The sequence below is a fragment of the Streptomyces sp. NPDC050743 genome (assembly GCF_044456925.1).
Lineage (GTDB): Bacteria > Actinomycetota > Actinomycetes > Streptomycetales > Streptomycetaceae > Streptomyces.
The window spans coordinates 5,414-16,895 of record NZ_JBITGJ010000121.1; the positions used below are offsets into that span (position 1 = coordinate 5,414).

Genomic DNA, 11,482 nt, shown 5'->3' on the forward strand with positions numbered 1-11,482 from the left:
CGGGGGGGGGGGGGGGGGGGGGGGGGGCCCCCCCCCCCACCCCCGGGACGGCCTGGTGCTGGGCCGTCATTCCCGTGTGGTTTGCGGGCTGCTCGCCTACGGTCTTGTCAGCCCGCGGCGGCGGTGAGGATTCCGCCGGGCACAGCAGCCAAGGCCTCGGACAGGTGGTCGTACATCTCGAACACGCCATCCAGCCCCGCACCACGAAGAATTCGAATGAACTGGTTGCTGTGAGTGATGAGGCGCAGCCTGCCGTGCCGTTCCATGACCGTGTTCCGCGCCCGGCACAGTATCCCCAGGCCGGCGCAGTCGATGAAGGACACGGCGCGAAGGTCCACCACGAGGTCGGGGAGGACGACGGCCGTCAGATCGTCCAGGCGTGTCCCGATGGGCGGAGCCGTGAGGATGTCGATCTCACCGCGCAGCTCCAGGACGGTCGTCCCGCCGACGGCACGCTCGGTGTGGCGGAGTGCGGATGTGATGAGGGTTTCGACCATGGTCAGAGGAAATCCGGGCCGATGGGCGTGCCGGAAGGGCCGTCCGGCCCCCCTTCACCGGCGTACTTCCTCGGGCCGCTCTCCGACCAGGGCGGGACCCGTGGCCCCTCACCCACGGCCGCCGGCGGACTCAGCATGGAGTGTGATGCCTCCACCGGGCGAAAGACGGGCTGACTCATGTACCCGAACGATGGTTTCCGCGAACTCGGTCGTCACGAGTGCCTGCGCCTGCTGGCGACGGCTCCCATCGGCCGTATCGTCTACACACGCCAGGCGCTACCCGCGGTCGTGCCGGTCAACTTCGGCCTGGACGCCGACGGAGCGGTGCTGATGCGCACCTCGATGGCCTCCGAGCTGGCCCGCGCAGTCGACGGCGCGGTCGTTGCCTTCGAGGCGGACGCGGCAGACGTGGACACGCACTCTGGCTGGAGCGTTGTCGTGACCGGCCGGGCCGAGATCGTGACGGATCCGGCCGACGTAGCACGCCTGGAGCGGATCGGTCCGCGCTCTTGGGCGCCCTCGCCCGAGGAGGTCTTCGTGCGTATCGAGCCTGAACTGGTCACCGGGCGCGAACTCGTCGGGGGCCGCACGATGTACGGCCTGCACATCTCCGCCTGACCGCTGGACACCTGCGCCGCGTGACCTGGTCCGAAGGGCCCAAGGGCGCGGGGCCGGACGGCGCGGCGACGGGTTCCCGCAGGCCCTGCCCCGGGCCGGGGCACGCGAGGAACATCGTCAGCGGAGCCGCCCACGGAACCGTCCGTGTGCGGTGTCGCGAATGATGGAGGCAGTGATGACCGTGGCAACCCGTCCCGACGTGGACGCTCCCGCCGGTGCCTGGCGTGGATTCGCCGGCCGGGGCTGGCGCGAGCGGATCGACGTACGCGACTTCATCCAGGCCAACTACACGCCGTACGAAGGCGGTCCGGAGTTTTTGACCGGTCCGACCGAGCGCACGCTCGCCGTCTGGCACGAGGTCAGCGTCCTGTTCCCCGAGGAGCGCAGCAGGGGCGTCCTCGACGTGGACACCGCCATCCCGTCGACGATCACCTCGCACGCCCCCGGCTACATCGACCGGGACCGTGAGCTGATCGTCGGCCTGCAGACGGACGCCCCGCTGAAGCGCGCGATCATGCCCAACGGTGGCCTCCGCATGGTCGAGAACGGCCTGAAGGCGTACGGATATGAGCCCGACCCGTTCGTGACCCGGGTCTTCGGCACCTACCGCAAGACCCACAACGACGGCGTCTTCGACGCCTACACCCCGGAGATGCGCGCGGCCCGCCAGGCCGGCGTCATCACCGGACTGCCCGACGCCTACGGACGCGGCCGGATCATCGGTGACTACCGCCGCGTCGCTCTGTACGGAACCGACCGTCTGATCCAGGCCAAGAAGGCCGAGCGTGCCATGCTCGACGCCTGTGCGTCCTCCACCGAGGTCATCCGTGACCGGGAGGAACTCGCCGAACAGATGAAGGCGTTGGACGAGCTGACGCGGATGGCGGCGTCGTACGGCTGTGAGGTGTCCCGCCCCGCCGCCACTGCCCAGGAGGCCGTGCAGTGGCTCTACCTCGGCTATCTGGCTGCGGTGAAGGAACAGAACGGCGCGGCCATGTCGTTGGGGCGCACGTCCACCTTCCTCGACGTCTACCTCCAGCGGGACCTGGCGGACGGGACCATCGACGAGACCCGGGCCCAGGAGCTGATCGACGACTTCGTGATCAAGCTGCGGATCGTGCGTTTCCTGCGCACTCCCGAGTACGACGCCCTGTTCTCCGGCGACCCGACCTGGGTGACGGAGTCCATCGGCGGCATGGGCGCCGACGGCCGGCCCCTGGTCACCCGCACCTCCTTCCGCTTCCTGCAGACCCTCTACAACCTCGGCCCGGCCCCCGAACCGAACCTGACCGTGCTCTGGTCGCCCCGGTTGCCCGACGGTTTCAAGGAGTTCTGCGCCCAGGTGTCCATCGACACCAGCGCCGTCCAGTACGAGTCCGACGACCTGATGCGCCCCCGGACCGGGGACGACACCGCGATCGCCTGCTGCGTCTCGGCCATGGCGGTCGGCAAGCAGATGCAGTTCTTCGGCGCCCGGGTCAACCTCGCCAAGGCGCTGCTCTATGCGGTCAACGGCGGCCGTGACGAGATGACCGGCGAGCAGGTCGCGCCCTCCGCGCCCCCGCTGACCGGTGAGTACCTGGACTACGAGGAACTGATCGAGGCCTACGACCACGTCCTGGACTGGCTGGCCCGGACGTACGTCAACGCGCTCAACGTCATCCACTACATGCATGACAAGTACGCCTACGAACGCCTGGAGATGGCGCTGCACGACTACCCCGTGCACCGGTTCATGGCCTGCGGGATCGCCGGTCTGTCGGTGGCCGCGGACAGTCTGTCCGCCGTGAAGTACGCGCGGGTGAAGGTGTTCCGGGACGCCACCGGACTCGCCGTCGACTTCCGCACCGAGGGCGACTTCCCCGCGTACGGCAACAACGACGACCGCGCCGACAGCATCGCCGTCGACCTGGTGGAGTCCTTCATGGCGAAGGTGCGGCAATACCCCACTCACCGTGGCGCCGAGCACACCCAGTCGGTCCTCACCATCACCTCGAACGTGGTCTACGGCAAGCACACCGGCAACACCCCCGACGGCCGGCGTGCCGGGCAGCCCTTCGCACCCGGCGCCAACCCGATGAACGGCCGGGACCGGCACGGGGTCGTCGCGTCGGCCCTGTCGGTGGCGAAGCTGCCGTACGACGAAGCCCGCGACGGCATCTCCCTGACCACGACCATCACGCCCGAGGGGCTCGGCCACAATCCCACGGAGCGGGCCGGCAACCTGGTCGGCATTCTCGACGGGTACATGACCTTCGGCGGTTTCCACATGAACGTCAACGTCCTGAACCGGGCGACGCTCGAGGACGCCATGGAACACCCGGAGAAGTACCCGGAGCTGACGATCCGGGTCTCCGGCTACGCGGTCAACTTCGTCCGCCTCACGCGTGAGCAGCAGCTCGACGTGATCAGCCGCACCTTCCACGGGTCGCTGTGAACGCCACGACGGCGTCGGCGGTGACCGGTCGAGTGCACTCCTGGGACCTGTCCACGGGCGTGGACGGGCCCGGGACCCGGTTCGTGCTGTTCGTCAGCGGCTGCCCGCTGCGCTGCCTGTACTGCGCCAACCCGGACACCTGGCACATGCGCGACGGGCGGGAGGCCTCGGTCGATGAGGTCATGGCGGAGATCGAGAAGTACCGGGGCTTCCTGACCACGGCCGGGGGAGGGGTGACCATCACCGGCGGGGAGCCGCTGCTCCAGCCGGTGTTCACCGGCTCCCTCCTGCACCGCTGCAAGGAGGCCGGACTGCACACGGCGCTGGACACCTCCGGCTTCCTGGGCGAGCGTGCCTCCGACGAACTCCTCGCCGACACCGACCTGGTGCTGCTGGACATCAAGTCGTTCGACGCCACCACCTACCGCAAGCTCACCGGTGCCCGTCTCGCCCACACGCTGAGCTTCGCCACCCGCTTGGACCGGCTGGGCGTCCCCGTGTACATCCGCTACGTCCTCGTCCCCGGCTGGACCGACGACCCGTCCGCCGTGGACGGTCTCGGCGCCTTCCTGTCCGGGCTGACCAACGTCGACCGGGTGGATGTCCTGCCCTTCCATAAACTCGGCGCCCACAAGTACGACGCCCTGGGTATCGACTTCCCGCTGCGGGACACGCCCGTGCCGGATCCGGAGCTGACGGAGCGCGTGCGCGAGCAGTTCCGGGAGCACGGGCTGCGGGCGTTGTGAGCGGGCCGATCTTCGTCGCACGTTCGCCCGCGTCGGGGCCACCCGGCCTCCGCATAGGGACCTGAGGCCTCTCCTGTCCCAAGTACACGGCCTCGACTATGAATTCGTGACTTTGAAGGAGGCCGAGATGCCCCGCACCATCACCGCAGGTCTGGACGGGTCCCCGGAGAGCCTGACCGCCGCCGACTGGGCGGCCAGGGAAGCCCTGCTCCGCGATGTCCCACTGCGCCTGGTCCACGCCGTTGGGCCGAAGCCGTACATGTACGCATCCACGGACGGGGTACCCCAGATGTCCCTGAGTCTGGACCAGCAGATTCGCTGGGCGGACCACATGCTGCGCGAGGCCGAGGCGACGATCGCGCGGCGTCACCCGGGCATGCGGATCATCACCGACCGTCTTACCGAAGAACCCGTGTCCGCCTTGCTTGGCGCGGCTGGCGAAGCCGACCTGTTGGTGCTGGGCTCTCGCGGCCTGGGCGGCGTAGCCGGATTCCTGGTCGGGTCCGTCGCCCAGGCGGTCGTGGCAGGCAGCCGGCGACCTGTTGTTCTCGTGCGGGGCGGCCTGCGGCCAGAGGACGAACACCAGATTGGCGCCTTCGGATCCGGGGCCGCACCGTTCCGCGACGTCGTCCTGGGCCTCAACTCTGCGGCTCCGAACGACACCGTGATCGAGTTCGCCTTCGAGGCCGCCTCTCAGCGTGCCGCGAGACTGCGCGTCGTCCATGGCCAGAGCCCGGAACTGCCCTACTACGACAATGGCGGCGACCTCAACGCCGAACTGCACGACGAGCTCACCGGGGAGATGCACCGTGCCCTGTCCGAGGCGTTGGAGCCTTGGAGGGACAAGTTCCCCGGCGTCGAGGTGACAGAGCAGGCCGTGATCGGCAAGGCCGGCTCGCACCTCGTGGAGGCCTCGCGCGACGCGTCCCTGCTCGTGTTCGGCCGCCGTCGGCGCCGGGCGGCGATCGGTGCGGTGATCGGCCCAGTCGCCCACGCGGTGCTGCACCACGCCACCGCGCCGGTCGCGGTGATCCCGCACGATTGACAGGTGACCCGGCGAGCAGGGCCGGCTTCGGCTGAACGCGGCGTGAGAACCAGAGGGGTTCTCACGCCGCGTGGCTTTGCAGCCGGATCGCGATCAGGGGCCGTCGGACTCGTCGTCGGCGGTGAGCCGCACGCCGGTTATCAGGTCCGGGCGGATGCGCACCGCGTAGTCCATGGCCTGGTGCACCCACGGGTTGAGCAGTGCCTCGTAGCGGGTCAGTTCCTCCGAGTCGGTCACCAGGTGCGCGTAGCCGGTGACGACCACGCTCCAGCCGAGGTGCGTGTCGGGGTCGATGACGTCGGCCTCGTAGGCCACCACGACGCCTTGACCGTCGGCCTGCCCGGCGCGCGCGGTCAGGGCCGCGCCCTCGTGGGTGCGGATGACGATGTCACCGTTGTCCAGGACGACGTGGTTGACCGGGCGGACGGTCGGCAGGGCGTGGCGGGTGAAGACGATCCTGCCGAAGGACACGCTGCCCAGCAGCCGCAGGGCTTCGTCGCTGTCCAGCTCGATGCTCCGGCGCGGCCCGGCAGGGAGCTCCTGAGTGGTGTCGATGGTCATGGCGGGCTTCCGTACGGTCTCGTTGCTCACTGCTGCGTTTTTTCGACTGGGGCGGCGAGGCGGCTGCACGGCCTTTCGCCGTGGTCGCGGCCGGTGCGCCGGTACGGCATCTGCGTCGTCCCCTCAAGACGTGGTGGTTGCCTGTCCGTCGCACCCGGCTCGGAGCCACGGACAGGCTGATCAGGCCATTGGAACGGCACCGAAGCTCTTCACGCCAGGGCCGTTCGGCCCTTGTCCGCGGTCGGTCGGCCCTGCACACGCCCGTAGTAGGCCGTGCGCATGATCTCCCGCATGTCATCGAGCATCGGCATGCGCGGGTTCGCCGGCGCGCACTGGTCCTCATAGGCGTTCAGGGCCTGCTGCGGCAGAGCGTCCAGGAACGTGCGCTCATTGATGCCGAGGGCCTGGAACGACGGCTCGATGGCCACGGCGTCGCGCAGCCGCTCCACCGCGCCCGCCAGCGACTCCACACCCCCCTGCGCGGTGGCGGCGGGCAGCCCGAGGGCGCGGGCGATGTCCCGGAAGCGTTCGGGAGCACGGTAGCTCTCGTACTTGGGCCAGCCCGTCAGCTTCGTGGGCACGGTGCCGTTGTAGCGGATCACATGCGGCAACAAGACGACGTTGGTACGGCCGTGCGCGACGTGGAAGGTGGCGCCCAGGGTGTGCGACATGGCGTGGACGATGCCGAGGAAGGCGTTGCCGAAGGCCATGCCGGCGATCGTGCCGGCGTTGTGCATCTTCTCCCGCGCGTCGGGTCGGCTCCTGCGGTCGTTCACCGCCGCCTCGAGGTGACCGAAGATCAGCCGGATCGCGTGCAGGGCCAGGCCGTCGGTGAAGTCGTTGGCGTAGACGGATACGTACGCCTCTATGGCGTGGGTGAGGGCGTCGAAGCCGCTGTCGGCCGCCAGCGCCGGGGGCAGGTCCGCGGTGAGCAGCGGGTCGACGATGGCCACGCTCGGTGTCAGCGCGTAGTCGGCGAGCGGGTACTTCTTGCCGCTTGCGGGATCGGAGATCACCGCGAAGGGGGTGACCTCCGCGCCGGTGCCGGAGGTGGTGGGCACGCACACGACGCGGGCCCGGGTGCCGAGGACCGGGAAGCGGAAGGCGCGCTTGCGGATGTCGGAGAACTTCTGCCGCATGTCGGCGAAGTCGATGTCCGGGTGCTCGTACAGCAGCCACATCACCTTGGCTGCATCCATCGGCGAGCCGCCGCCGAGCGCGATGATGGTGTCGGGGCGGAAGTCCCGCATGAGCTGGGCGCCGCGCTGGACGGAGTCGATACTCGGCTCCGGCTCGACGTTGTCGATGATCTGGAGGGTGACCGGCTCGTGGCGCCGCTGCAGGACGCGGCTGACGCGGTCGACGAAACCGAGGCGGGTCATGGTGGCGTCGGTGACGATCGTGACGCGGTGGACGTCAGGCATGGAGGACAGGTAGCGCAGGGACTGCGGCTCGAAGTAGATCTTCGGCGGGACCTTGAACCACTGCAGGTTGTTGCGCCGCGCGCTGACCCGCTTGATGTTCAGCAGCTGGACGGCGGAGACGTTGTTGGACACCGAAGTGTGCCCCCACGAGCCGCAGCCCAGGGTGAGCGACGGCAGCAGGCTGTTGTAGACGCCGCCGATGGCGCCTTGCGAGGAGGGGGCGTTGACGATGATCCGTACGGTCTTCACGCGCCGGCCGTACGCCTCCGCCAGCGCCTGCTCCTCGGTGTGGATGACGGCGGTGTGGCCCTGGCCGTGGAAGGCGACCATGTCTGCGGCGAGGTCGAAGCCCTGCTGCTCGGAGCCGGCGCGCAGCACGGCGAGCACCGGGCAGAGCTTCTCGCGGGTCAGCGGCTCGTCCGGGCCCACCCGGTCTGCCTCGACCAGGATCAGTGAGGTGTCGCCCGGGACGGTGAAGCCGGCCTGTTCGGCGATCCATACCGGGCTCTGACCGACGGCCGCGGCGTTGACCTTGGGCTCGCAGCCTGCGTTGGCCCGGCCGGTCGGGAACAGGAACGCCTCCAGCTTCGCCTTCTCCTCGGCGGTCGCCACGTGAGCGTGCAGAGTGGGGAACTCGGCCAGTGCCGCGTCGTAGATCTCGTCGTCCAGGATGACGGCCTGTTCGGAGGCGCAGATCATGCCGTTGTCGAACGACTTCGACAGCACCAGGTCGTTGACGGCCCGGCGCAGCTTCGCGCTCTTGTGCACGTACGCCGGCACGTTGCCCGCACCGACTCCCAGCGCGGGCTTGCCCGCCGAATAGGCGGCCCTGACCATCGCGTTGCCGCCGGTGGCGAGGATCAGCGAGACGCCGGGGTGGCGCATCAGTATGCCGGTCGCCTCCACCGACGGGGTCTCGATCCACTGCACGCAGTGCTCCGGCGCGCCGGCGGCGACGGCCGCGTCCCGTACGATCCGGGCCGCCTCCATGCTGCACCGCTGGGCCGAGGGGTGGAAGGCGAACACGATCGGGTTGCGCGTCTTCAGCGCCATCAGGGCCTTGAAAACGGTGGTGGAGGTCGGATTGGTGACCGGCGTGATCGCGCAGACCACGCCGACCGGCTCGGCCACCTCGATCATGTCCTCGACGTCGTCGCGGGCGATGACGCCGACGGTCTTCATCGGGCCCATGCTGTGCGTGACGTGCTCGCACGCGAACATGTTCTTGGCCGCCTTGTCCTCGAAGACCCCGCGTCCGGTCTCTTCCACGGCCAGGCGGGCCACGCGGTGTGCTGGTCCAGCGCGGCGACCGACGCCTTCTTGACGATGTGGTCGACCTGCTCCTGTGTGAGGGCGTCGTAGTCGGCGAGCGCCTTGAGTCCGTCCGTGACCAGCTGATCCACGGCGATGGTGATGTCGGACGGCGCGTCGGCAGCTGATGCTGCCTGGATTCCGGCCTCATGACTGGTCATTGGGGAGCGCCTCCGCTGACGAGAGCCGTCGGCGGTGGCCGACGGTGTGCGGACGGGAGCCGCACCGCGGGGGATCGGTGCCGCTCACGCCTCCACTCTCCTCTCGTCGTGTCTGATCCCGACTCCCAGGTGCCGATGGTCCCTTCCGGGGGCCGACCGGCACTGGCCCTGCCAGGCCGGGCAGTTCCCTCGTCAAGGCGCACGAATCACCCGTAGGCGAAGGAGCGCGACCGCCTCGCGGCGGAGGATCACGAAGGGCTCTGGCCCCGGTCGGCGCGACCGCCGCGCCACGGAGGCGGAGTCGCCGACCTGCGGGCCTCCTCCTTGCGGTGCAGGACGCGGTTCAGCTGTCCGCGCAGCCGGTCCTGCAGCCGGTCCGCCAGTTCGTGTGCCGTGGCCTCCTGGGCATGCACGACCACGAGGATGTTCCCCACGACGAGCTCGGCCCCGGCGGACCAGGGCCGCTCCGCGTGGTGCGCCACCGCCCTGGCGACCCTCACCGCACCGCTCACGGCCGGGAGCCCGGGCCGGCCGAGGACCGCGCCGACCTTCTCCCGGAGGTATGCGACGGCTTCCTCGTCCACATCGCCTTCCGCACGCACCTCTACGGCGTCCGTGCTCGTCGCCTGGGTGCCGGTGTCCTTGGCAGTCATGTGCTCCGCTCCTTCTGATCGCTTCGCAGCGGCTCCAGACTGCAGCGGGCACCGCTCCTGGCCCAGGGCTCTCAGGCCCCTGCAGTGGGGCCATGGGACCTTGACCGCGTGGGGTGGCGAGACCCGGGGTTTGGGCGGCAGTGCGGCGCGCGGTTCGGCATCCGCCGAGCTCCAAGGCCGTGGATCTTGACCTCTGCGAGGGCCCGACAGGCCGTTTCGCGCCCCGGCGGCAGCGGTAGCTCCTGGTTGCGGGACACTATGGGTGGACAACAAGGCCGACCGGCCCTGGCCCTTCGGCCCGGATCCGAGAAATGATCTCGGTACGGAGGGCCGATTCCGTCCACGAGCGGACATCGGTGCGGAACGCGGAACCAGGGAGCAGTTTGATGGCGGACAGCACGCAGCCCGGCGCCGACAACCCGATCCGGGTCTTCCTGCTGGACGACCACGAGGTCGTACGGCGCGGGGTGCGCGACCTGCTGAACGACGAGCCCGACATCGAGGTGATCGGCGAAGCCGGCACGGTGGAACAGGCACTGGTGCGGGTTCCCGCGCTGCGCCCACAGGTGGCTGTGCTCGACGTCCGTCTGCCCGACGGCGACGGCGTGACCGTGTGCCGCGAACTCCGCTCTCGCATGCCCGAGTTGGCCTGCCTCATGCTGACCTCCTTCGACGACGAGGAGGCCCTGCTCGACTCGATCATGGCAGGAGCCTCCGGATACGTCCTGAAGCAGATCCAGGGCTCCGACCTGGTGTCCGCCGTCCGCACCGTGGCCGCCGGCCAGTCCCTCCTTGATGCCAGCGCCACCACTAAGCTGATGGCCCGGCTGCGTGGCGGCCAGCAGGAGGAGCAGCCGGACGGACTGAAAGGCTTGACCGAGCGGGAGCGGGAGATCCTGGCCCTGATCGGCGAGGGACTGACCAACCGCCAGATCGGCCAGCGCCTGTACCTGGCCGAGAAGACAGTGAAGAACCACATCTCCCGTCTGCTGGCCAAGCTCGGGGTCGAGCGCCGAATCCAGGCCGCCGTCATCGCCACCCAGGTCCAGGACCGACAGCGGCAGGAAGGGCACTGAGACCTGGGAAGCCGCAGGCCTCCGGCTTGGCCTGGGGCAGGACGGACAGCTGAACGTCTTCGCCACCGGCACCGACAAGGCCCTCTGAGTCCGTGCCCGCGCCGATCACCGAACCGAGCAACCTCCTGTGCGCGTTCACCGTCGGGCTCCGGCACCACCCACAACCTGGTACCTGCTCCAGATCTGGATCTGACGCAGCGCCGGTGCCGCCCGTGCGTGTCCTTCGCGGGCGGCATCGGCGCTTTCACCGGGTTCCTCCGAGGATGCCCCGGCCTTCAGGCCGGGGAGGAATCGGACTCCTGCGGAGCAGGGCAGGGGTAGCCGGATCGCCGTGAGGGCGATCCGGCTATCCCTGCCCCGCACGGCGGTGATGTCGCCCACGATGAGCGAGAGCTCTCGACTGTCGGTCCGCTCGGGTAGGTTCGGATGCATGACGACGGAGGCGACCACGAAGGACGCCGGGCATGCCCGGTACACCTTCCGTGTGCGTCTGTCGAACACGGCCGGGCGCCGGCTCGAAGCCGAGTGGGATCGCTGCCGGTGGATCTGGAACGAGTGCGTGGCCAAGTCCCGGCAGGTCCACGTGCAGGGCAAAGCGGGTGGCGAGAAGCTGACGTGTGGTCCGGGGCAGTTGGACAGGATGCTGACCGAGGCACGCGGGGTGACGCCGTGGCTGGCTGAGGGCGCGAGTGTGCCGCAGCAGCAGGTGATTCGGGACTTCGCCAGGTCGAGGGCGAAGGCGCTGAAGGACATCAAGGACCGGTTGCCGATGCACCGGCGGGCCGGGATGCCCAGGTGGAAGAAGAAGCGGGAGGCGCGGCCCAGCCTCAACTACACCAGGCGCGGTTTCCGCCTCAAGGACGGCCGCCTGCACCTTGCGGGCCAGATCGTGCTGAGGGTGGTGTGGTCGCGGGACCTTCCGGCCGACCCGTCGAGTGTGCGGGTGTACCAGG

General features: G+C 69.5%; 8 protein-coding genes and 2 pseudogenes. 6 read left to right on the plus strand and 4 right to left on the minus strand.

Annotation, left to right across the window (positions count from 1 at the left end; translation table 11 throughout):
* Positions 1 to 107: 107 nt before the first annotated feature.
* Positions 108 to 497, minus strand: coding sequence for an STAS domain-containing protein (locus tag ACIBJF_RS46025; protein ID WP_399183510.1), 390 nt, complete (start codon positions 495 to 497; stop codon positions 108 to 110).
* 177 nt (positions 498 to 674) lie between these two features.
* On the opposite strand from ACIBJF_RS46025, the gene ACIBJF_RS46030 reads away from it, so the two are divergent.
* The 4 genes from ACIBJF_RS46030 (at position 675) to ACIBJF_RS46045 (ending at position 5,343) form a co-directional block, all read left to right on the plus strand.
* Entirely contained in the window at positions 675 to 1,115 is a 441-nt protein-coding gene (locus ACIBJF_RS46030) for a pyridoxamine 5'-phosphate oxidase family protein (RefSeq protein ID WP_399183511.1), read from the plus strand.
* Between the two features lie 175 nt (positions 1,116 to 1,290).
* Positions 1,291 to 3,552, plus strand: a complete 2,262-nt coding sequence (gene pflB, locus ACIBJF_RS46035; RefSeq protein ID WP_399183513.1) for a formate C-acetyltransferase — start codon at positions 1,291 to 1,293, stop codon at positions 3,550 to 3,552.
* Positions 3,549 to 4,298 carry a pyruvate formate-lyase-activating protein gene (gene pflA, locus ACIBJF_RS46040; protein ID WP_399183515.1) on the plus strand — a complete coding sequence of 250 codons (750 nt, stop codon included), beginning with the start codon at positions 3,549 to 3,551 and terminating at the stop codon, positions 4,296 to 4,298. The genes pflB and pflA overlap by 4 nt, the downstream gene beginning before the upstream one ends.
* Positions 4,299 to 4,425: 127 nt before the next feature.
* Positions 4,426 to 5,343 (plus strand): universal stress protein, encoded by a 918-nt coding sequence (locus tag ACIBJF_RS46045; protein WP_399183517.1) that lies wholly within the window; start codon positions 4,426 to 4,428, stop codon positions 5,341 to 5,343.
* Between the two features lie 93 nt (positions 5,344 to 5,436).
* Here ACIBJF_RS46045 and ACIBJF_RS46050 read toward each other — a convergent pair whose 3' ends face one another.
* The 3 genes and pseudogenes from ACIBJF_RS46050 to ACIBJF_RS46060 all read right to left on the minus strand — a co-directional run bounded on the left by ACIBJF_RS46050 (position 5,437) and on the right by ACIBJF_RS46060 (position 9,453).
* On the minus strand, positions 5,437 to 5,904 hold the full coding sequence (locus ACIBJF_RS46050) for a pyridoxamine 5'-phosphate oxidase family protein (RefSeq protein WP_399183524.1): 468 nt from the start codon (positions 5,902 to 5,904) through the stop codon (positions 5,437 to 5,439).
* 209 nt (positions 5,905 to 6,113) lie between these two features.
* A pseudogene (gene adhE, locus ACIBJF_RS46055) lies at positions 6,114 to 8,800 on the minus strand (bifunctional acetaldehyde-CoA/alcohol dehydrogenase).
* 248 nt (positions 8,801 to 9,048) lie between these two features.
* Positions 9,049 to 9,453, minus strand: a complete 405-nt coding sequence (locus ACIBJF_RS46060; RefSeq protein WP_399183519.1) for a hypothetical protein — start codon at positions 9,451 to 9,453, stop codon at positions 9,049 to 9,051.
* Positions 9,454 to 9,839: 386 nt separating this feature from the next.
* Here ACIBJF_RS46060 and ACIBJF_RS46065 point away from each other — a divergent pair, with 386 nt between their 5' ends.
* The gene (locus tag ACIBJF_RS46065) at positions 9,840 to 10,529 is read left to right on the plus strand and encodes a response regulator (protein WP_399183520.1); all 690 of its coding nucleotides are present in this window, start codon (positions 9,840 to 9,842) and stop codon (positions 10,527 to 10,529) included.
* Positions 10,530 to 10,959: 430 nt separating this feature from the next.
* Positions 10,960 to 11,482: pseudogene (locus tag ACIBJF_RS46070) on the plus strand (RNA-guided endonuclease TnpB family protein); the annotation flags it as partial.

What these genes read in the sequence shown, in the direction of transcription:
- ACIBJF_RS46030 (WP_399183511.1), top strand. Translation starts at nt 675, where the DNA reads ATGTACCCGAACGATGGTTTCCGCGAACTCGGTCGTCACGAGTGCCTG.
- ACIBJF_RS46025 (WP_399183510.1), bottom strand. Translation starts at nt 497, where the DNA reads ATGGTCGAAACCCTCATCACATCCGCACTCCGCCACACCGAGCGTGCC.
- pflB (WP_399183513.1), top strand. Translation starts at nt 1,291, where the DNA reads ATGACCGTGGCAACCCGTCCCGACGTGGACGCTCCCGCCGGTGCCTGG.
- ACIBJF_RS46060 (WP_399183519.1), bottom strand. Translation starts at nt 9,453, where the DNA reads ATGACTGCCAAGGACACCGGCACCCAGGCGACGAGCACGGACGCCGTA.
- ACIBJF_RS46045 (WP_399183517.1), top strand. Translation starts at nt 4,426, where the DNA reads ATGCCCCGCACCATCACCGCAGGTCTGGACGGGTCCCCGGAGAGCCTG.
- ACIBJF_RS46050 (WP_399183524.1), bottom strand. Translation starts at nt 5,904, where the DNA reads ATGACCATCGACACCACTCAGGAGCTCCCTGCCGGGCCGCGCCGGAGC.
- ACIBJF_RS46065 (WP_399183520.1), top strand. Translation starts at nt 9,840, where the DNA reads ATGGCGGACAGCACGCAGCCCGGCGCCGACAACCCGATCCGGGTCTTC.